Source organism: Paenibacillus terrisolis, from assembly GCF_056171975.1.
In genome coordinates this window covers 20,849-40,941 of record NZ_JBKFGG010000010.1, presented here as the reverse complement: position 1 = coordinate 40,941, position 20,093 = coordinate 20,849, and the positions used below count along the sequence as shown (strand labels likewise).

Sequence of the window (20,093 nt, the reverse complement as noted above, 5' to 3'; positions counted from 1 at the left end):
AAACTTCATCGTACATTACTCTTGCAGTAATACCGGGAAAGTAGAAAGAAGGAATTTTCTTTGTCCAAGAAAGAGTCTTTTATCAAGGGCACGCTCATTCTTGCGGGGGCGGCGCTGCTCGTCCGGGTGCTGGGCATCGCGCAGCGGGTGCCGCTCGAGCATGTTTTCGGGGATACGGGAAACTCGGCGTACGGCCTGGCCAACAATGTGTATCTCATGCTGCTGACCGTGGCTTCCGCGGGAATTCCGAGCACCTTGAGCAAAATGGTATCCGAACGGTATGCGCTGAATAAGCCTCATGAAGCCGGACGGGTTTACCAAGCCGCATTGATTTTCGCCGCCGTGACCGGGGTTTTGATCACGGCCTTTCTTTATGTTATCGCTCCTTTTTACGCCACGCATATCGCAAAAGTGCCGGAGGCATCCCTGGCGATTAGGGCGATCGCGCCGGCGCTGCTGCTGTTTCCGACCATCGCGATGATGCGCGGCTATTTCCAGGGCCGGGGCAACATGACGGCTTCCGGGATATCGCAAATCATGGAGCAGATCCTTCGCGTCATCACCGCGATCGGGTTGGCCTTCGTTATGCTGGGCATGGGGTACAGCGACAAATGGCTGGCGGCGGGGGCTTCCTTCGGCAGCGTGTTCGGAAGTATCGGGGCTTTTGCCGTCATGCTGTATTATTCGTTCAAAATGCGCCGCGATGACCGCCAGAGGCTTCCGCTGGAATCCGCTTCGGCGGGAGCCAACCTGCCGCTGGGGCGCATTTATGCCGACATTTTCAAGCTGTCGATTCCGATTGTATTAACTTCTCTCGCGGTCACCGCCGTGAACTTTATTGACGGCTCGATCGTCAAAACGCTGCTGATCGGGCAGATGGGCGGGGCGAAAGCCGAGCAGGTGCTGGCTTATTTGACGTCCCGGGCGCAAATGGTTGCCGGGATTCCGCCGATTCTAGCCATCGCCCTGAGCACATCGCTGATTCCGGTGATTTCGGCGGCGTTTATTCGGAAAGATGAAGAACATCTGCGAAATCAAACGACGCTGGCGATGCGAATTTCCATCCTCAGCGGGATGCCGATCGTCATTATGCTCGGAGTAGCGGCGTATTCGGTGAACGGGCTGTTGTTCAAATCGCTTGACGGAAGCGGGATTGTAGGCGTTTTGACGTTTATGACAATCTTCCAGATTACCATGATGACAAGCAACTCGATCCTGCTCGGACTCGGCAAACCGAATCTGTCGATGGTTCACGTTATGATCGGCATTTTGTTCAAGTTAGGAGCCAGTTACGCGTTGGCGCCGCTTTGGGGGATTTATGGGATCATCGCTGCGACGGGGCTCTGTTTCCTGGTGATTACGCTGCTGAATATAAGAACGATGAAAAAAATCGTGCCGTTTTCGATTATGGGGAATCGTTGGGGAGGCTTTCTGCTCACCGTAATTTTGCTGTCCGGCGCCGGGTACGGGCTGAATCAGGCCGGTATTCAGATGGTTGCTTTTATGCCGGCACGCCTTGCATTCTTCCTGACTTGCGGCATTGTCGGACTGGCAGTGCTCGTGCTTTATCCGGTTATGCTGATCGTGCTGCGGGTTGTCCGCAAGGATGAGCTTGCCGGTTATCCGCGTCCGCTCCGCAAAGTGCTGGCTCCGCTGATGCGGCTGCAGCGCGGCGGACAAGCCGGCGCAAGCAAATGATTGCGTAAGGGCTGGATGATGACCGGCCGCGCCGGCGTTAGTCATCCTGAACGGCGTCGTGCATCAGCGCCGTTTTCAGGATCGCGTTCCTGTGCTCCCGGCTGATGTCGCACAGGAACGGCGTTTGCGGCGCGCTGATGCCGTCCAGCGCGCTGAGATCTTTGAGCCAATCCTCCCGGGGAATTGGCTCATAGGGCGTGTCGCCCCAAGCATCCAGCAGCTTGGGGCTATAGAGACGCTTGCCATCCGGCAGCGTCTCGCATTGAAGAAGCTCTGACCCCTGCGTAGCCGCGGTCAGAGCTTCTTCTTTATTGGCCGTGAACACGTCCGGCCAATAATCCGCGCGCGAGCCGCTGTGCGGCACGGCGGCGGCGAAGCGCTCCGCGCCGCTGCGCACGGCGCGCAGGCCCATGAGCGTCGCGTAAAGGGCTTTGCCCAGCGCGATGCGGGAGGACAGGCTGTCGAAGTCGGTGACGACTCGGCCCGCCAAGCGGCGCACTTCAAACGCTCCGCCGGAATTGTCGCCCGAATCGCCGCACTCCTCCTGCTCCATCAGCGGAAAGATCACTTGATTAAGGCCGGCCATCGTAAAAAGCTGGCTGCTTAACTTGCCGGTAACCTGCTTTTGAAAAAAGGGATGCTTGACCACACGTTTCTCGATGTAATTTTGCTCGTTGACGATGAGTCCAACCGTTAGCAGGGCGCTGCCCCGGTCGATCCAGAAACGCTCCCAAAATGGACGCATGAAGGCGGACACATGGAAAAAGGGCAGCAAATAAAAGAGGCTCTTGCCTAGCTCTCTGCTTTTCATATACAGCAGCAGCTGCGGATAGGCATCTAGAAAAATCAGGGCGTTGTTTCGCTCCCAAAAACGGTAGGCCGTTCGTTTGTCCTCCGCATTCATGACATCGCTCATCCGGCTGCCGTGCAAATCGGTCATGCTCCAGCCCGCATTGCGCGACACCATGTGGGCGAGGAACGCCCAATGCAATTCGGGATAGGCCTGATAACATTTCAAATAAGCTTCGGTCCGGGTTAGGTTGCTGATACCGGCTTTACTCGCGGCCGCCGCGATCTCTTCGGCCAATGCAAGATCGCCTGCTCTCAAGGTCTCTCTCTCCATCGGTCTGGACGGGGCTCCGCGGCGCAGCAAATCCTCGATTTCGGAAGCGACCGTCTGGGCGGCCGACTCGTTCCACGCCAAAGAAAGCCGCTCTTCGCGCAGACGGCTGGATTCGGCAAGCCCCTCCGCTTTCCCCTTTAAAGTCTCGCCGATGGCGGCGGGCAGACGGGAGATCAGCTCCAGAAAGCCGGCAACGGACAGGGTGCCGGAGGAATCGCGGGAACGCTGCTTCATAATGGGGTTCACCTGCTCCTTCACGAAAGAGTGGATTTCTGAATTGTTTATTACCAAGTATACCCAGAAAATTTGACTTCCACTCCCGGTTTTGATTGACTATATATGTTGAACCAATGAAAAAGTAACTTGGCAAAAGGGTGAAATGTTCTGGCAGAAGCGAAGCGTTTGCCTTTGTGACCGGATTTCTACACCATTTGAATTTAATCAATCAAAGAAATCCGGGAACAACAGCGATCGAAAGAATATTTCACACGGCTGCCGTTATACGTATTCAATCCTTGGTTCAATTTATATAGTAAGTAGAACAATAGAGAAAGGATGGGATACTCATGAAGCAAATCGCAAACCCTGAAGAGTTTTATGCCAGCATTCAGTCCGGCGGCCTGGTGGTCGCGGTATTCAAAGCGGATTGGTGCGGAGATTGCAAATTTATCGATCCGTTTATGCCGGAGGTCGAAGCGAATTACGCCGACCGGCTGACGTTAATCCAGGTCGATGTGGATAAAGTGGGAGATGTCAGCCAGGAGCAAAATATCATGGGGATTCCGAGCTTTGTCGCCTATGCCGATGGGCGGGAGCTTGTGCGGTTCGTGAACAAGCTGCGCAAATCGCGTCAGGAAATCGAGGATTTTCTGGATAAGGCGGTGGCGGTTCACGGTACGCTCCACAATCCTGCCGAATAACAAACATAAACGTAAATTTTATAGATCAACGTCAAAAATCACACCAATCCTTTTGTTCTAAAGGGAAAGGTGTGATTTTTTTGAACTTTTCCTGTGTCGTGCCTATGAAATTGCTTCCCCTATCGGTTATAATTAAATCAATTTGTAGGGATTTATAGAGGCGTAAAGAAGGTGTCCATCCTTTGAATACCAAGCAATTGAAATGGTTGAGTTATATTTCCTGCTTTGTGATGTTTCTTGCGATCCTAGGCGGAAGCGTGGTCACCAAAACGGAATCGGGTCTTGGCTGCGGCAATGATTGGCCGCTATGCCACGGAAAATTCGTTCCGGCCCACACGGTTGCTTCGATGATCGAATTTTCGCATCGGGCGGTGAGCGGAGGGGCCGGCTTGCTCTCATTAGGCTCGTTCGTGGCTTTCCTGCGATACCGGAAAAACCGTAAGGATTTGCAGCTGTTTGCCCTGCTTGCCCTTATTTTCGTGATGGTTCAGGCTTTCATGGGGGCGATGGCCGTCGTTCATCCGACTTCTTCCTGGGTTATGGCGCTCCACTTTGGATTCTCGCTGATTGCATTCGCCAGCTCGGTTATGCTGGTGCTGGGAATTCGGCAAGAGGAAACCGGTCGGAAACAGCCCTCTACCCCGCCCCGGGCCCGGGTTTCTAAGGCATTCCGGAACTTGACGTGGTTTGCTGCGGTTTATACATATCTCGTCGTTTACATTGGCGCATACGTCAGCCATACGAATTCCGCCGGCGGCTGCAGCGGATGGCCGCTGTGCAACGGCCGGCTGATCCCGGGCGATCTTTCCGGCAGCGTAGGGATCGCTTTCGTTCACCGGATTGCCGCGGCGCTGCTTCTGGTTGTGATTGCCGTTTTGGGGCATGTCGCCTTCCGCAAGCACCCGGATCATCCGGAGATCCGCAAGCTGGGTCTTGCCGCCACACTGCTCGCGATTTTGCAGGTTTTTACCGGCGCCGGAGTTGTGTTTACCTTAACCAATTATCATGTGTATCTGTTTGCGTCGCTCGCTCATATTGTTGTTTTGGCGGGACTTTTTGGGGTACTCTGTTATTTGAGCGTACGCACGTGGCAACTCAGCAAGGATTGTCATGAATCTGTAGATTGATGCCAGGCCGGAACGCTTCCTGAAACGTTATACTTTTGAGGTGAAGCCCTAATTGTTGGCGTGAGCCGGGTTGAGCTTGGTACGTGTACGGCTTAAAGGTCCCGGTTTTTAGGAGGAATATAAAAATGAGTTATAAAAATTTGCGGCAGTGGATCGATGCCCTGAAAAAAGAAAAGCAGCTCGCCATCATCGAAGCGCCCGTCGACCCTTATTTGGAGCTCGCCGAGATTCACCGGAGAGTTATTGAAGAAGGCGGCCCGGCGCTGTTATTCACCAATGTGAAAGGTACGCCTTTTCCGGTCGCTACGAATTTGTTCGGCACGATCCGCCGCGTGGAAATGGCGTTCGGGACGCGGCCCGAGCAGCTCGCGAACGGACTGGTGGAGGCGATGCACAAGCTGCTCCCTCCTACGCCGAAGGCGGTATGGAACGAACGCGGCTTGATTTGGGACGTGCTCAAGGTCGGGATGAAAACCGTCTCGAAAAGCGACGCCCCGATTTTGCAAGTCTGCAAGACCGATGCGCCTTTGCGGGATTTGCCGAAGGTGACAAGTTGGCAGGAGGATGGCGGCCCCTTTATCACGCTTCCGCTGGTGTATACGGAAAATCCGCTGCAGCCGAAGGAAAATAATCTGGGGATGTACCGGATCCAGCTGTATGACGATCAGACGACCGGCGTGCATTGGCAGATTCAAAAGGGCGGCGGCTTTCATTATCACGAAGCGGAAAAACGCGGCGAACCGCTGCCGGTATCGGTATTTCTCGGCGGCCCTCCCGCAATGATCGCCTCCGCGATTTCACCGGTGCCCGAGCATTTGTCGGAGCTGCTGGTCGCTTCTTTTATTCTTGGTGAAAAGCTCCCGATGGCGGAGAATCCGCTTGGCGGACACCGGATTCCGGCAGAATCGGAATTTGCCATCACCGGGCTGGTTCCGCCGCATGAACGCCGTTTGGAAGGCCCGTTCGGCGACCATTTCGGCTATTATTCCCTGCAGCATGATTTTCCGGTGCTGCACGTTAATCATATGTGGCATCGGAAGGATGCGATTTACCCGGCGACGATCGTTGGGAAACCGCGTCAAGAGGACTATTATCTCGGGGATTTTCTGCAAAAGCTGCTGTCCCCCGCTTTTCCGATCGTCATGCCTAACGTGAAATCGTTATGGACCTACGCGGAAAGCGGCTTCCATGCGCTTAGTTCCGCAGTAGTCCGTGAGAGCTATTCCCGCGAAGCGCTGGTTTCCGCTTTCCGGATTTTGGGCGAAGGCCAGCTGTCGCTGACCAAATTCCTGATGCTGACGGACAAGCCCCTCGATCTGGCGGACTTCCGGCTCCTGCTCAAAACGGTGCTGGAGCGTTTTAATCCGCAAACCGACCTGTTCATTCTGAACAATACTTCGCATGATACGCTGGATTATACAGGGCATAAGCTCAATCATGGCAGCAAGGCGATTCTGATCGGCGTTGGGGATCCGGTTCGCGAGTTGCCGAAGGCTTATGAAGAAGGCGATCTGGCCGAAATCGACCGTATTCGGGCGTTCCATGACGGTTGCCTGGTCGTTTCGGGCGCTTCCTATAAGGACGAGCCTGAATTGCCGCAGCGATTATTGGGAAGACTGCGGGAACGCGGAACATCTTGGCCGCTGGTCATTTTGGCTGACGATGCCGATGCGGCCACGAAGGATCAGACCGCTTTTTTGTGGACGGTGTTTACCCGCTTTAATCCGGCCGACGATATTTACGCCGCTGCGGATGTGTGTCAGCATCACCTGGCATACGGTCTGCCGATTGTCATCGACGCCCGGATGAAGCCGGGGTATCCGGATGAATTGTTCCCGCGGGAAGATATTGCGTCGCTGGTTGATCAGCGCTGGAAATCTTACTTTGGATAAAGCGAGGAAGATGATATGCTGCGAAGCTTACTAGGCGAACCGCCGAGACAAAATGATGGCCGTCTGGCCGATACGATGGAAGCGATGGCAACAACCGCCAAGCTGTTGCAGAAGGAAATGGAGCTGCATCAGGATCCCTCGCATGATTTTCGCAAATTGGAGATATGGACCCACGGTCTGATTTCGTCTTTGGACGAACTGGAGCAGTGTCTGTTTGCGGCGGCGTTTTTCCGGAAAAAGGTGCATACCGATTCCGTCGATAAGATGGATCCGGCTGAACGGGAGAACTATGCAAGATATGTCTTTTTCTACAAGGACGGATTCATTCGGGTGTTCTCTGCGCTTGATAAACTCGGGACGGTGCTGAATGAGCTGTACGATCTGAAAACCTCCAAGGTGAAGGCTCGTTTCTCCTATTTCACCGTACTTCGCCAGTTTTCTTATTGGAAGGTGCACCCGGATCTGGGTTCGAAGCTGGTGTCCATCAAGGAGAAATACCGGGAGGCGCTTGGCGTTCTGCGCAGCCGCCGGAATACGGAAATCCACTACATGAATTCGGAAATGAAGGATGACTTGTGGCAGCGGCACCAAGCGCTGTTCGGGACGATCGAACTGGAGGATTTGGATCGGCATATCCGCGATTTGCAGCATGGGTATGATATGGTTTGCGAGACCTTTTTGACGGTGTTCCAGTACACCAATCAGCGTTGGAAGAAGCTGGTTAAGTCAAACTCGTAGATCGACCGGGAAATAACGCGGTTCGCCTTCCGACGGTACCTGTATGGTTAGGGGCCCGTTGCTTAATGGCAAGGGGGAGTTCATCGCCAACAGTAACTCATCGCTAACTGTGCCCCATGGCTAATTTACTGCCCCATGGCTAATTTACTGCCCCATGGCTAATGCTGCCCCAAAAAATAGCGACCATTTAGGGCCTTATTTTCCGGATTCCGGCGTGTTACTCCGCAATAAGGGAATTAATGGGTCTTATTTTCCAGAAAACGTTGCAAAAAGCGGCGATTTCCCGGCGATTCGAGAAAATAGCGCCCTTTCTGTCCTCTATTTTATGCCAAACGAGGGGGATCGCCCCAATAACGCCCTTTTATTCCCTTATATAAACTTCCGGGTCTTGAGCAACAGCGATCGAAGGAACGTTTCACTCCGCTGCTTTATTTGCTCAGTCATTTTACAAATTAAATTATCGTCAAAGCTGCCAAAGCCTGAAATGTTGATGACAATTTTTTTCTTTGACAAAACCCATGAAAGCTTCTATACTCTAAAACATATCAAAAACATCATGAAATTGAAATTCATATAACTGCATATTTTCTTATCGAGAGAGGCGGAGGGAAAGGCCCGATGAAGCCCAGCAACCGATTTGATCATGACGTTGGTTTTGATAACCTGCGGGACATGACAAATGACATGGTGCTAATTCCTTCAAAACCGAGTGCGCGTGAAGCGGCCGGTTTTGGCAGATGAGAAGGTTTTGTCTTTACAAAAAGAGAGCCCTTTGAATCTGTGAAGGGGCTCTTTATTTTTTTGGAAAAATGCAGAAAATTCGGCTCTTACGAGTCATGGGAGGCTAGTCGGATTGATTGAACTCAAACAGCTCACCAAGACATACGGCGGCAAAAAGACGTCAACGACCGCATTGTCCGGGCTGAATCTGACGGTGGAAAAAGGGGAAATCTTCGGGGTGATCGGTCACTCCGGGGCCGGAAAAAGCACGCTTATCCGCTGCATCAACTTGCTTGAACGTCCCACTGAGGGCGAAGTTTGGGTAGGCGGCGTCGAGCTGACGAAGCTTGGCAAAAGAGAGCTGCAGCAGCGGCGGCGCAAGATCGGGATGATTTTCCAGCACTTTAATCTGCTGTCGTCGGCCAATGTGTACGACAATATCGCTTTTCCGCTTACGCTGATCGGAACACCGAAGGCGGCTATCGCCGAAAAAGTAAACAGCTTGCTTGCTTTGGTCGGTCTGGAGGAACACCGCCATAAGTTTCCCGCCCAGTTGTCGGGAGGACAAAAACAGCGGGTCGGCATCGCCCGGGCGCTGGCCAGCGATCCGGATGTTCTGCTCTGCGACGAGGCAACCTCGGCACTGGATCCGCAGACGACCGATTCCATCCTGAAACTGCTGCTCGATATCAATCGCAAGTTTCAATTGACGATTTTGCTCATCACGCACGAAATGCACGTGATCCAAAGCATCTGCGACCGCGTCGCCGTGATTCATCAAGGCGGTATTGTGGAGCAAGGGCCGGTCACGGAGGTGTTCCTCAAGCCGAAACATGAGGTCACTAGGGAATTCATAAACCGGGATCCATCCGGGGAAGAAGGATTTTCACAGGCATTGTCGGTATCGCGTCCGGAATGGAAGCACCTTGTGCGAATTACGTTTCTTGGTGTCAAGACGTATGAATCGGTATTATCCCAAGTCGTACGGGAAACCGGAGTCAACTTCGCTATTCTTCAGGGGACGATTTCTACGATCAAGGATGTTCCTTACGGCCAGTTGACCGTTTCCTTCGAAGGCGCCGACGCGGACGTCGATAACACGCTGGCATTGCTCAAAGCGCGGGATCTTGATGTGGAGGTGATCAGGTAATGGATTTTTCCGGAATCGATTGGGCTGAGATGGGCCAGGCCACGTTGGATACGCTGCGGATGATTGGATTTGCCGCGTTGTTCACTTTTGTGATCGGACTTCCGCTTGGCGTCTTGCTTTACACATTCTCGCGTTCTAATACCTGGGTATTGGGATGGGTTTACAGGTTATTATCTCTAATAGTGAATATTCTCAGATCCGTGCCGTTCATCATCCTGATCGTTGCGCTGATCCCGGTGACCCGGGCAATTATGGGAGTCTCCACCGGAGTGGAAGGCACGATCCCGCCGCTCGTCATTGGCGCCGCGCCTTTCTTCGCCCGGCTCGTGGAAACGGCGCTTCGCGAGGTTGATCGCGGCGTAATTGAAGCATCCCAAGCGATGGGCGCTTCTTCCTTGCAGGTCATCCGCAAGGTGCTGCTGCCCGAATCCATGCCCGGCTTAATCGCGGGTATGACGATTACCGTAGTTACACTGGTATCCTATACGGCGATGTCGGGGATGGTCGGCGGCGGCGGACTCGGCGATTTGGCCATCCGCTACGGCTACTACCGCTACGAGACGGAAATCATGATTATCTCGGTCATTTTTATGGTTGTGCTCGTGCAGCTGCTGCAAATGCTGGGTGACCGGCTGGTTATCCGCTTTACCCGGAAATAAGGGGGCTTCGAATACGAAATGACCTTCGATCGCTGTTGCCCCCAAATTCCTTGAATAAATTTAGTTGTGGAAATTTCGGGGACAAAGGCGAACGCTTCGCTTCTTCAGGAACATTTCGTTTTCTCCACTATAAAAAAACTTTTAGGAGGTCATGCTGTTATGAAAAAATGGACATTATCTTTGTTAACTCTCGTACTTATTTTGGTGCTTGCCGCTTGCGGAAACAATAACGCCAAAAACAATGCTTCGGAGGGCAACTCAACGGCTGCTGCCGGCAACGACAATCAGGCAACGACGGAAAATACCGCCAAGCCGGTTAAATTGGTTGTTGGCGCGACTGTGCCGCATGCGGACATTTTGCGGTTCATTGCACCTAAGCTCAAAGAGGAAGGCATCGACCTTGAAGTCAAGGAATTTACGGATTATGTACAGCCGAACGTTCAACTGTATGAAAAAGAGCTGGACGCGAACTACTTCCAACATCAGCCTTATCTCGACGATCAAAATAAAAAGAACAATTTCGACCTTGTTTCGGTCGTAGGCGTTCATGTTGAACCGTTTGGCGCTTATTCCAAGAAATACAAATCCGCGGACGAAATTCCGGACGGTGCAAAAGTTGCGATTCCGAACGACGCGACCAACGGCGGACGGGCTCTGCTGCTGCTTCAAAAGCAAGGCCTGCTTACGCTGAACCCGGATGCCGGTATCGAAGCTACGAAAGCCGACATTACGGAAAATCCGAAAAACCTGAAGATCATCGAAGTTGACGCAGCCATGCTGCCACGCCAATTGGACGAAGTCGATCTGGCGCTGATCAACACGAACTATGCGCTGGAAGCCAATCTGAATCCGACCAAAGACGCTCTGTTCATCGAAGATAAAGATTCGCCTTACACCAACATCCTGGTTGCCCGTCCCGACAACAAAGATTCCGACGCCATCCAAAAGCTGGCCAAAGCGCTGACTTCGGACGATGTCAGAACTTTCATCAATGACACGTACAAAGGCGCATTGGTTCCGGTATTCTAAACCGGCTGGACGTATCGTACAGCAATCCCGCTCCTTGCATGGGGCGGGATTTTTCTATGTAAACGGTACATTCGCCTTAATACAAGAAATTACTCAATGCTTTTGCTTGAGTAGTTTTTTTATGGAGTGGACTTCCCGTTTGTGACAATCGTCCAAATCTTTTATACTGGAAACTAAGCTATATTGGAGGAGGAGAAGGACATTGTTGGGAAAAGTCGCCCTAATTACGGGGAGCGCAACCGGCTTGGGCAAAAAAACGGCGTTGACGCTGGCCGAGCAAGGCTATGATATTGCGCTGAATTACGTACATAGCGAATCCGAAGCATTCTCCCTTCGCTCCGCCATTGAGCGGATGGGTGTGCGCTGCATTGCGGTGCAGGCCGATGTTTCCCGGCGGGAGCAGATCGAGACGCTGGCCTCGCAGGTTGCCGATAACCTGGGCACGATCGACATTCTCGTGAACAACGCAGGACCGTTTATCCGGGAGCGCCGGCTGTTTGCCGACTACAGCCAGAACGAAATTTTGGGGATGATCGAGGGGAACTTGGTCGGAACCATTTTGCTGGATCATCTCGTGCTTCACGGCATGCGGGAGAAGGGCTGGGGGCGTATCATCCACTTTGGTTTCGGCCACGCTTCCGAGTCCCGTTCATGGCCTCACCGCGCGGTATACGCGGCTGCCAAGACAGGGCTTGTCTCGTTTACGAAAACGCTGGCCGTGGAGGAAGCTTCTTACGGCATTACTGTCAATATGGTATGTCCCGGAGATATCCGGGGCGGCAATAAGGAAAAGTCGATTCGGGAGGCCCGGGAAATCCGGGATGGGCAGACCCCTTTGGGACGTCCCGGCAGCGGCGAGGATATCGCCCGGGTTATCGCGTTTCTATGCCATCCGGATTCCGACTTCATTACGGGCAATATTATGGACATCTCCGGCGGACTGGATCCGATTCGTCCGTGGATTAAACCAATTTAATCCCCTTGGAAAACAAAAACTCGGCCCTTGCCGGCAACGCCGGAGGACCGAGCTTTTTAATTGCGGAGCTTCTTCGGGAAATGAGAAAAAGTCCGTTAAAGGCCGGGAAAACCTTAGAATACTTGGATAACCTCTTCCACGCCTTCCACTTCTTCGAACAATGCGCGTTCGATCCCCGCTTTGAGGGTAATTGTGGAGCTTGGGCAGCTTCCGCAAGCACCCATCAATTTCAGCTTAACGATGCCGTCCTCAACGTCTACCAATTCAACGTCGCCGCCGTCGCGTTGCAGGAAAGGGCGCAATTTATCGAGTACTTCCAAAACTTCGTCATACAATTTATCTTGTACATGTTCACTCATTGTATTCAACTCCTTTCTTGATTCATTATATTACAAAATATCTAAATTTAAAATGCTTTGGACACCTTATTCATAAACCTTGATTTCATTATAGAACGTGTCCCGTTCAACCGGGATTCGTCCGGCGCCTTTGATCAGCCAGACCAGTTCCTTCCGGGTGATGCCTTCCGGCGTCAACGCGCCGGCCGCATGGCTGATTTGCTCGCGCAAAATCGTGCCGTGAACGTCGGATGCTCCAAAAGTCAAAGCCATTTGAGTCAGCTGTACACCGATGTTGATGAAGTACGCTTTGATATGCTGGATATTATCCAGCATCAGGCGGCTGATCGCAATCGTCTTGAGATCCTCGAAAGCCGAGTTGCGCCGCATAATTCCCGCGTTTTTGTTGCGGGGCTGCATGGATAGCGGGATGAACACCATAAAACCGCCGGTCTCATCCTGAAGTTCGCGAATTTGTATCATGTGGCGAATCCGGTCCTCATGGGTTTCGATCGAGCCGTACAGCATGGTTGTATGAGTTTTCATGCCAAGCTGATGCGCCGTCCGGTGCACGTCGAGATATTGATCGACATTGGCCTTGGATACCTTCATTTTCTCGCGGTATTGATCGGATAAAATTTCCGCTCCCCCGCCGGTCAGCGATTGAAGACCCGCTTGCTGCAGCTTTACAAGGACGTCCTTCGTGCTGAGGCCGCTGAGCCGGGTAAAGAACTCAATTTCCGCGGCCGTGTACGCTTTAAGCGTAACTTCAGGGAAACGTTCATTCAGCGCCTTGAGCGAATCCACATAATATTGAAACGGAACATGGTTATTATGCCCGCCGACGATATGAAATTCGCGGACATCGGGATTGATATGCTGCTCAACATAGCGAATCATTTCCTCGCCGGACAGCGTATAAGAGCCTTCTTCGCCTTGATCCTTACGGAAATTGCAAAACGCGCAGTACGATTCGCACACATTCGTAAAATAAAGGCTCATATTTTCGATAAAATAGACCTTTTTACCGTTTTTGCGCAAATTCACCTCGTTGGCAAGTTGGCCAATCGTCAATATATCGTCGCTTTCATATAAATAAACGCCGTCTTCCAGGCTAAGTCTTTCGCCCTTGCGGACTTTTTCGGCAATTTCGGCCATTTTCGTATCCGTATATGGAGTAACCGTTGTAATCATGACAATACCTCCGTTTCCAAGTCAATGATCCTATTATAAACCTCCTAATCTTGCGGGGCAATAATGCTTACTGGAAAGAGAGCGTTATTGCAGCAATAAAAATCACATTTCTTGAGGGAATTGCAGATGTGGAGTATAATTTTATTGAAGTCTTAAAAGTCGGCTCGAACAAAGCCCGCTTGTTTTTAACGAATAAGGAGGGTGAAATCATGATTAACATTAGCGACAGCGCTTTGGCGCGAATTCAACATATGTTGGCCGGAGAAGAAGCTCCGGACATGTTCCTGCGTTTGGGCGTCAATCCCGGCGGGTGCAGCGGTTTTTCTTATAACATGGGGCTCGACAATGAGGAAAGCGACAAGGATGTCTATATGGATGTCAAAGGTCTCAAAGTCGTAGTGGAGAAAGAAAGCATCCGTTATTTGAACGGTCTCGAGATCGATTTTCAGGAGTCCGGGATGAGCGGCGGGTTCACCATCCACAATCCGAACGCCGTCGCTACCTGCGGATGCGGCCAGTCGTTCCGCATGAAGGATGAAGAGGGGCAGCCGCAGGTTTGCGACTGAACTCCAAAGCAGCCGGCACCGGAGCGTTATACCGATGAAGCAGAGGCCATCTTTCCGTGAAGGAGAGATGGCCTTTTTGCGCGCTTTGAATGAAAACCTACTTATTATAATATGGGGGTTAGTCCCAAATCATTCCTTAGCCGCTTCTGGGTCTTTGTTATCCTCGGTGTCGGTGGTCAGCGCTTCCCCGGCTTCTTCATACAACCGCGAACGCCGTTCGAACCAGCCGAACAGATGCGTGACGACGACTTTAAACACGGCGTACCCCGGCACGGCCAGGATAATGCCTACGATGCCAAACAGATTGCCTGCCGTTAGGATGACGAAAATAATGGTAATCGGATGGATTCGCAGCGTTTTCCCCATGATTTGGGGGGAGATGAATTTGCCTTCGATAAGCTGCACGACCGTCCAAACAATAACCAGTTTGAGCAGCATCACCGGTGAAGTGACAATGGCGATCACAAGCGCCGGCGTAATCGCGATAGCCGGTCCCAGATAAGGAACGATGCTGGTGAATGAAGCGATAATGGCCAACACCAGCGAGTAGTCGAGGCCGATGATCAAGTAGCCGATGTACAGCAGGATGCCGATGCAGAAGCTGACGATGATCTGCCCGCGGATGTAGGAGCTGATTTGCCCGTTCATTTCCGTCATAACGCCATGCGTTTGCTCGCGGAAGCGAACCGGAACGAATCGAAGGAAGAATTTCGGCAATTTTTTGCCGTCCTTAAGAAGATAAAACAAAATAAACGGAACGGTAGCTATGGCCAAAACGATGTTTTTAATGGCCCCCAGAAATCCGCCGACCCCGGACCAGAAATTATCGAACAGCGAGGTAGCCTGCTGAGACAGGGTGCTTCCCAAATCATCGGGATTAAATCCGGTAGACTGCTGGATTTGGTGAAAAAAATCGCTTCCGATCAAACTTTCGAACTGGATCTGAACCTCATCACTGTATTTAGGGATATTGTCGATCAAACTGTTGATCTGATCCCGCACTACGGGAATGACGGTGATGACCAGCACGGTGATCAGGCCCGCGATCAGCAGATATACGGCGATGATCGTATATACCCGTCCGATTCTACGGCGCTCCAAAAAGTCCACCAGCGGATTCAATAAGTAGAATAAGGCTCCGGTCAGCAACAGCGGAAGCAGCACGGTTTCGAGCAAGACCGTGATCGGCGTGAACACGAACGAGATTTTGGCGAAGACGAAAATATTCAGGCCGATGAGCAGCAGGATGAGCAAGAATATGACAAATCGATTGTTGAGAAAGTACTTTTTGAGCCGGTCATTCCACATTGACACACTTCCCATGAACGAGAAAACCCTCCAGTCTGTTAACTAGCAAATCCTTATAATTAGTAATACGTACTAAAAAGAATTGGTTTCAGGCATTTATTCCATACCTGCAGGGAAAAGGGGCGAAGGCCTTGGACAATCATCCAAGAGCGGAAGCCTCTTTTTGAGTATGTATAACGTATGGAGGAGAAAGGGGATGGTGTCATGGCGGGGAGACAACTGGCTAATAAGTGGCTGAAAACCGAAGCGCTGCTTAGCAACGCGGAAGTGGCCGCCCACGTACCGCAAACCCGAATGTTCAGCTCGGAAGAGTTAAAACGAATGGTACATCAGTTCGGTATGGTGGTCATCAAACCTATTCGGGGCGGCGGCGGATATGGTGTCATCAAGGTGACCTACACGGGCAGAATATATTCCTTCGAATATTTATCCAAACGAAGATCGTTTGCCAGCTTCGAGGCGATGTTTAGGTCGTTAAACCGGGCGAAGGTCGGTCGCCAATATATCATTCAACAGGGGATTCGTTTGGCTCACATCGCCGGGCGGCCCATCGACTACCGGGTCAAAGTCGCCAAAGAAAACGAAGCCTGGATATATCGCTCGATGGTCGGGCGCTTGGCCCGGCCGGGGTTGTTCGTAACGAATTTATGCAAGGGCGGAACCCTGCTCAGCTCACGCGAGGGGTTAAGCCGTTCACTGGGCCGTAAGGCGGTAAAAACCAAACGACAAGAGATGCGTTCTTTGACGGACACATGCATCACAATCATGGAGACTTCTTTTCCGGGAATCGGCGAACTGGGTTTTGATTATGGTATCGATCGCAGCGGGAAGATCTGGATATTCGAGGTGAACACCCGTCCGCAATGAGAAGCTGTCGAAACGTAAAGCATGGGGTTAAAAAATGTAATTTTTTTGAAAATTCAAAAAAAATTTTTGGATGAAAATGGGTGAAGATGTCCTGTGAATAACTTTTGTCCACATTATCCCAATATGATCCACAACGGTTTTGGCGTTTTGCACACATGTTATTCACAGGATTTCCACAGGCGTTTGTGGATAACAAGAACGCTTGTTCTGCCCTACTTTTCTTGGTATGATTAGGAAAAATATAGAAAGGATGTGCTACACCAATGGCGATGTTAACGGATGAAATGCTGCTTGAATCCTATCAGATGGCTACAGAATTGCAGCTTGAACGGGAATTTATCGCACTGCTGTTGGCAGAGATCCGAAAACGCGATTTGATCATCGATGTGCCGTCCATTGTGCATTAATTTAGGACAAGCAGGTTCTCAGCGATTCATTCAATTGAAGTTATCCACATGTTAATCAAGGCGCTTTCCAGGCGTTGACATGATAAATATAAGCTTCATGACAGTGCGGGCATTGAACGACATGCTCGCAGCCATCTTGAAACCGTGTGGAGATCGCCGAAGTATACTGATCAGCAGAACCGTAGGGGCTGTATGGACCGGCGTAATCTTCTTTTTTTCCCTCATCCTCGAGGAGGTATCCACAATCGGGGCAGGTGGCCGTTAACGAAGCTAATCCATTGCATAACGGACAAATGGTAGACAAAGGGTATCTCTCCTTTACGGCAATTTCTTCCGTAAAGTTAAGATACCCTTTTATGTTTGATCTCATGTAGTTTTACAGCTTAAGATTGCTGCTATGTCCCGGAGACAGCTTCGCTTCCGGATCGATATAAACTTTGGCGTTGTTCACGGCGGTAGGAGCTTCGCCGAATCCAACCGCGATCAAATCGAGTTTCCCCGGATAAGTTGCGATATCCCCTGCCGCGAAAATGCCTGGAATCGAGCTCTCCATACGCGAGTCGACCACGATCGCGTTGGAGTCGATGTTCAGTCCCCACTCGGCGATAGGTCCCAGCGAAGAGACAAAACCAAAGCTGACGATCACATCATCCACTTCGATTTCCTGAGTTTCCTGAGTCTTCACATGAGCAAGTGTCACGCGTTCGATCCGTTCGTCGCCATGGAACTCGGAGATTTCGGAAGGCGTAATGACTTGAACGCGGGAAGCCATCAGGTTCTCCACGCTGTGTTCATGTGCGCGGAATTTATCGCGGCGGTGGATCAGCGTGACTTGCTCGGCGATGGGCTCAAGCATAAGCGCCCAGTCCACGGCGGAATCGCCGCCGCCGCTGATCAGCACCTTGCGGCCGCGGAACCGGTTCAAATCGCTCACAAAGTAGTGCAGATTCGTTTTCTCGAAGCGTTCGGCGTTCTCAAGCTCAAGGCGGCGCGGTTCAAAGGCGCCTACGCCTGCGGTCACGATCAAAGCGCGTGCGTGATGCACTCCTTTGTCGGTGGTGACTTGGAAATTCCGCTCGTCTTTTTTCTCGATCTGCAGCACCTTTTCTTCCAGGCGAATATCCGGATCGAACATCTTTAACTGTTCTTTCAAGTTGTCCACCAGTTCTTGACCGGTGATTTTGGGAAAGCCGGCTATATCGTAAATATTTTTCTCAGGATAAAGGGCGGCAACCTGTCCACCAAGCTGAGGCATATTTTCGATCAGTTTAACGGAAGCTTTTCTCATTCCGCCGTAAAACGCGGCAAACATCCCTGCCGGACCGCCTCCAATAATAAGAAGATCGGTAAAATCGTCGTGCAATTCTTGGGATGACACTGGCCAAGCACCTCCAGAAAGTATCTGATTCATATTGCAGCTTGAATCTTTATAATGTCAATTCTACTTTATTATAATCGTCCGGCCCGCACTTGCAAATAGACGTCATTTTATTGTCGAAAAACCTTCTCAAAAGAACGTGAAAAGCCCATGATTTCAGGTAAAATAAGACTTGATCTTTTATAGAAAAGCCGATATTATTCAAATGTATGTATTCTTTTGTGACGAAAAAAGTACATTTATGCATATACTGTCCAGGAATTTTGATAATACTATAATTAAGGTTTAAAATACTTGTGATAAATGTCTCAGATACATCCCCAGTTCGTCTGGATTGCTACCAAAGGCTGAATTTTTATGTGTTAATTTTCACATTGCAGTGTTTGGTTTTAATAACAAATATAGAGTGTTAAAACCGGAAGGAGAACAGAATCAGATGAGTACCATACCCAAAATCGTCATTCTTGGAGCGGGGTATGGCGGAATCCTGACCGCCCAGCGCTTGCAAAAAGAATTGAACTACAATGAGGCGGACGTAACGCTCGTTAACCGCCATGAATATCACTACTTCACGACACATCTACATATGCCTGCGGCCGGAACGGACTCCATTGACCATACACGCGTTGCCATTTCCAAATTAATAGATGAATTCAAAATCGATCTCGTGAAATCCAATGTTCAGGAAATCCGGCTAGCGGATAGAAAGGTTGTGCTTCAGGACGGAACCTTGTCGTACGACTATCTAATTATCGCACTAGGCGGAGAACCGGAATCCTTCGGCATTCCCGGACTTTCCGAATATGCGATGACGATTCGCAGCATCAACTCGGTCCGTATGATCCGCCAGCATATCGAATATCAATTCGCCCTTTACAAAGCCGATGAGAGCCGCATGGACCGTCTTAACTTCGTGGTTGGCGGCGCCGGCTTCAGCGGCATTGAATTTATTGCGGAGCTAGCCGACCGTATCCCGAAATTATGCAAAGAATACGACGTCGATCCTAATTTCGTCAACGTATATAATATAGAAGCTGCGCCAACGGCGCTGCCCGGCTTCGATCCCGAGCTTGTCGAGTACGCGATGAACGTGCTGCGCAAGAAGGGCGTGCAGTTCAAAATCGGCGTTGCCATTAAAGAATGCACGCCGGATGGGGTCATGCTCGCTACGGGCGAAGAGATCAAAGCGGCTACCGTTATTTGGACCGGCGGCATCCGCGGAAACCGGCTTGTCGACGCTGCCGGCTTCGAAACGACCCGGGGCCGCGTAAAGATCGACGATTACCTCCGCGCGCCGAATCACGACAACGTGTTTATTATCGGAGACAACTCTTTGATGTTCAACCCGGAAGGCCGGCCATATCCGCCAACGGCACAAATTGCCATGCAGCAAGGCGTGGTGTGCGCCCAAAATGTGGTTGCCTCTATTCGCGGGAAAGAGCTGAAAAAGTTTGCTTTCAGCAATAAAGGTACGGTTGCATCCCTAGGTAAAGGTCAAGCTGTGGCCACGGCCTTCGGCAAGAAATATAAAGGATGGGTCGCGGCTCAACTCAAGAAGCTTGTAGATATGCGCTACCTGTTTATCATCGGAGGCATTCCGCTGGTTCTCCGTAAAGGAAGATTTTTCTAAGATGCGCCATTGCAGCGTTCAGGTTCGGGGATTGTTGACCCGCGAGGAGTTGGACCGCTATAATGCGCTGATGGAAGTGGGCTCTTTTCTGGAATCGCAGCAGCAGTACGATTATGCCTACACGATCCAGAAGGAAGTGGATATTCTGATTTTGCCCGCGATCGAAAGGCTGAAAGAGAAAAGCCGGGACCGCGACCGGGCGACGGCCGAGTTTTTGGAATCGCTGGGGAGGATGTCCGAGGACGACGAATAGGCACATAAAAATAGAGCGCGAGTACCGGGGCCTCCCAATACTCGCGCTCTTTAACTTTCAATATCAAGAAAAAAGAATAACGAACCGGAGGGAGCCTGTTCGCATTTGGGAGCCGCTTGC

At 51.2% G+C, this 20,093-nt stretch carries 20 protein-coding genes and 1 riboswitch; of the genes, 15 read left to right on the top strand and 5 right to left on the bottom strand.

Annotated features, from left to right (window positions below):
• Positions 1–60: 60 nt before the first annotated feature.
• Positions 61–1,698, top strand: a complete 1,638-nt coding sequence (locus tag ACI48K_RS11845; RefSeq protein WP_475027814.1) for a putative polysaccharide biosynthesis protein — start codon at positions 61–63, stop codon at positions 1,696–1,698.
• Positions 1,699–1,735: 37 nt separating this feature from the next.
• On the opposite strand, the gene ACI48K_RS11840 is transcribed toward ACI48K_RS11845, so the two are convergent.
• Complete coding sequence (locus ACI48K_RS11840) at positions 1,736–3,055, bottom strand: DUF2515 family protein (RefSeq protein WP_475027813.1); 1,320 nt, start codon at positions 3,053–3,055, stop codon at positions 1,736–1,738.
• Positions 3,056–3,387: 332 nt separating this feature from the next.
• Between ACI48K_RS11840 and ACI48K_RS11835 the strand changes: the two genes are divergently transcribed.
• The 9 genes from ACI48K_RS11835 (at position 3,388) to ACI48K_RS11795 (ending at position 12,032) form a co-directional block, all read left to right on the top strand.
• On the top strand, positions 3,388–3,741 hold the full coding sequence (locus ACI48K_RS11835) for a thioredoxin family protein (protein WP_475027812.1): 354 nt from the start codon (positions 3,388–3,390) through the stop codon (positions 3,739–3,741).
• A 182-nt stretch (positions 3,742–3,923) separates the two neighbouring features.
• Positions 3,924–4,868 (top strand): COX15/CtaA family protein, encoded by a 945-nt coding sequence (locus tag ACI48K_RS11830; protein WP_475027811.1) that lies wholly within the window; start codon positions 3,924–3,926, stop codon positions 4,866–4,868.
• Between the two features lie 125 nt (positions 4,869–4,993).
• Positions 4,994–6,760, top strand: coding sequence for a UbiD family decarboxylase (locus tag ACI48K_RS11825; protein WP_475027810.1), 1,767 nt, complete (start codon positions 4,994–4,996; stop codon positions 6,758–6,760).
• A gap of 15 nt (positions 6,761–6,775) precedes the next feature.
• Entirely contained in the window at positions 6,776–7,498 is a 723-nt protein-coding gene (locus tag ACI48K_RS11820; protein ID WP_475027809.1) for a Cthe_2314 family HEPN domain-containing protein, read from the top strand.
• Positions 7,499–7,652: 154 nt separating this feature from the next.
• Positions 7,653–8,075: a hypothetical protein gene (locus tag ACI48K_RS11815; RefSeq protein ID WP_475027808.1), complete on the top strand. Its 423-nt coding sequence runs from the start codon at positions 7,653–7,655 to the stop codon at positions 8,073–8,075.
• Positions 8,076–8,084: 9 nt separating this feature from the next.
• Positions 8,085–8,242: riboswitch (SAM riboswitch) on the top strand.
• Positions 8,243–8,351: 109 nt separating this feature from the next.
• The gene (locus ACI48K_RS11810) at positions 8,352–9,368 is read left to right on the top strand and encodes a methionine ABC transporter ATP-binding protein (RefSeq protein ID WP_475027807.1); all 1,017 of its coding nucleotides are present in this window, start codon (positions 8,352–8,354) and stop codon (positions 9,366–9,368) included.
• On the top strand, positions 9,368–10,027 hold the full coding sequence (locus ACI48K_RS11805; RefSeq protein ID WP_475027806.1) for a methionine ABC transporter permease: 660 nt from the start codon (positions 9,368–9,370) through the stop codon (positions 10,025–10,027). Before ACI48K_RS11810 ends, ACI48K_RS11805 begins: the two co-directional genes overlap by 1 nt.
• A gap of 159 nt (positions 10,028–10,186) precedes the next feature.
• Complete coding sequence (locus ACI48K_RS11800; protein ID WP_475027805.1) at positions 10,187–11,056, top strand: MetQ/NlpA family ABC transporter substrate-binding protein; 870 nt, start codon at positions 10,187–10,189, stop codon at positions 11,054–11,056.
• A 202-nt stretch (positions 11,057–11,258) separates the two neighbouring features.
• Positions 11,259–12,032, top strand: a complete 774-nt coding sequence (locus ACI48K_RS11795) for an SDR family oxidoreductase (protein ID WP_475027804.1) — start codon at positions 11,259–11,261, stop codon at positions 12,030–12,032.
• A 113-nt stretch (positions 12,033–12,145) separates the two neighbouring features.
• On the opposite strand, the gene ACI48K_RS11790 is transcribed toward ACI48K_RS11795, so the two are convergent.
• Complete coding sequence (locus ACI48K_RS11790) at positions 12,146–12,391, bottom strand: NifU family protein (RefSeq protein WP_475027803.1); 246 nt, start codon at positions 12,389–12,391, stop codon at positions 12,146–12,148.
• Between the two features lie 66 nt (positions 12,392–12,457).
• Complete coding sequence (mqnE, locus tag ACI48K_RS11785) at positions 12,458–13,564, bottom strand: aminofutalosine synthase MqnE (RefSeq protein WP_475027802.1); 1,107 nt, start codon at positions 13,562–13,564, stop codon at positions 12,458–12,460.
• A gap of 209 nt (positions 13,565–13,773) precedes the next feature.
• Between mqnE and ACI48K_RS11780 the strand changes: the two genes are divergently transcribed.
• The gene (locus ACI48K_RS11780) at positions 13,774–14,130 is read left to right on the top strand and encodes a HesB/IscA family protein (protein WP_475027801.1); all 357 of its coding nucleotides are present in this window, start codon (positions 13,774–13,776) and stop codon (positions 14,128–14,130) included.
• 129 nt (positions 14,131–14,259) lie between these two features.
• On the opposite strand, the gene ACI48K_RS11775 is transcribed toward ACI48K_RS11780, so the two are convergent.
• Positions 14,260–15,453, bottom strand: coding sequence for an AI-2E family transporter (locus ACI48K_RS11775; protein WP_475027800.1), 1,194 nt, complete (start codon positions 15,451–15,453; stop codon positions 14,260–14,262).
• 189 nt (positions 15,454–15,642) lie between these two features.
• On the opposite strand from ACI48K_RS11775, the gene ACI48K_RS11770 reads away from it, so the two are divergent.
• Positions 15,643–16,305 carry a YheC/YheD family protein gene (locus tag ACI48K_RS11770; protein ID WP_475027799.1) on the top strand — a complete coding sequence of 221 codons (663 nt, stop codon included), beginning with the start codon at positions 15,643–15,645 and terminating at the stop codon, positions 16,303–16,305.
• Positions 16,306–16,568: 263 nt separating this feature from the next.
• The gene (sda, locus tag ACI48K_RS11765) at positions 16,569–16,712 is read left to right on the top strand and encodes a sporulation histidine kinase inhibitor Sda (RefSeq protein ID WP_475027798.1); all 144 of its coding nucleotides are present in this window, start codon (positions 16,569–16,571) and stop codon (positions 16,710–16,712) included.
• Between the two features lie 376 nt (positions 16,713–17,088).
• Here sda and ACI48K_RS11760 read toward each other — a convergent pair whose 3' ends face one another.
• Positions 17,089–18,090, bottom strand: a complete 1,002-nt coding sequence (locus ACI48K_RS11760) for an NAD(P)/FAD-dependent oxidoreductase (RefSeq protein WP_475027797.1) — start codon at positions 18,088–18,090, stop codon at positions 17,089–17,091.
• Between the two features lie 436 nt (positions 18,091–18,526).
• On the opposite strand from ACI48K_RS11760, the gene ACI48K_RS11755 reads away from it, so the two are divergent.
• Together ACI48K_RS11755 and ACI48K_RS11750 are read left to right on the top strand one after the other, a co-directional pair.
• Positions 18,527–19,720, top strand: a complete 1,194-nt coding sequence (locus ACI48K_RS11755; RefSeq protein ID WP_475027796.1) for an NAD(P)/FAD-dependent oxidoreductase — start codon at positions 18,527–18,529, stop codon at positions 19,718–19,720.
• 1 nt (position 19,721) lies between these two features.
• Positions 19,722–19,973, top strand: a complete 252-nt coding sequence (locus tag ACI48K_RS11750; RefSeq protein ID WP_475027795.1) for a hypothetical protein — start codon at positions 19,722–19,724, stop codon at positions 19,971–19,973.
• Positions 19,974–20,093 lie beyond the last annotated feature (120 nt).

What these genes read in the sequence shown, in the direction of transcription:
- ACI48K_RS11775 (WP_475027800.1), bottom strand. Translation starts at nt 15,453, where the DNA reads ATGGGAAGTGTGTCAATGTGGAATGACCGGCTCAAAAAGTACTTTCTC.
- ACI48K_RS11820 (WP_475027809.1), top strand. Translation starts at nt 6,776, where the DNA reads ATGCTGCGAAGCTTACTAGGCGAACCGCCGAGACAAAATGATGGCCGT.
- ACI48K_RS11805 (WP_475027806.1), top strand. Translation starts at nt 9,368, where the DNA reads ATGGATTTTTCCGGAATCGATTGGGCTGAGATGGGCCAGGCCACGTTG.
- ACI48K_RS11800 (WP_475027805.1), top strand. Translation starts at nt 10,187, where the DNA reads ATGAAAAAATGGACATTATCTTTGTTAACTCTCGTACTTATTTTGGTG.
- ACI48K_RS11825 (WP_475027810.1), top strand. Translation starts at nt 4,994, where the DNA reads ATGAGTTATAAAAATTTGCGGCAGTGGATCGATGCCCTGAAAAAAGAA.
- ACI48K_RS11770 (WP_475027799.1), top strand. Translation starts at nt 15,643, where the DNA reads ATGGCGGGGAGACAACTGGCTAATAAGTGGCTGAAAACCGAAGCGCTG.
- ACI48K_RS11790 (WP_475027803.1), bottom strand. Translation starts at nt 12,391, where the DNA reads ATGAGTGAACATGTACAAGATAAATTGTATGACGAAGTTTTGGAAGTA.
- ACI48K_RS11835 (WP_475027812.1), top strand. Translation starts at nt 3,388, where the DNA reads ATGAAGCAAATCGCAAACCCTGAAGAGTTTTATGCCAGCATTCAGTCC.
- ACI48K_RS11780 (WP_475027801.1), top strand. Translation starts at nt 13,774, where the DNA reads ATGATTAACATTAGCGACAGCGCTTTGGCGCGAATTCAACATATGTTG.
- sda (WP_475027798.1), top strand. Translation starts at nt 16,569, where the DNA reads ATGGCGATGTTAACGGATGAAATGCTGCTTGAATCCTATCAGATGGCT.
- ACI48K_RS11755 (WP_475027796.1), top strand. Translation starts at nt 18,527, where the DNA reads ATGAGTACCATACCCAAAATCGTCATTCTTGGAGCGGGGTATGGCGGA.
- ACI48K_RS11750 (WP_475027795.1), top strand. Translation starts at nt 19,722, where the DNA reads ATGCGCCATTGCAGCGTTCAGGTTCGGGGATTGTTGACCCGCGAGGAG.
- mqnE (WP_475027802.1), bottom strand. Translation starts at nt 13,564, where the DNA reads ATGATTACAACGGTTACTCCATATACGGATACGAAAATGGCCGAAATT.
- ACI48K_RS11840 (WP_475027813.1), bottom strand. Translation starts at nt 3,055, where the DNA reads ATGAAGCAGCGTTCCCGCGATTCCTCCGGCACCCTGTCCGTTGCCGGC.
- ACI48K_RS11815 (WP_475027808.1), top strand. Translation starts at nt 7,653, where the DNA reads ATGGCTAATGCTGCCCCAAAAAATAGCGACCATTTAGGGCCTTATTTT.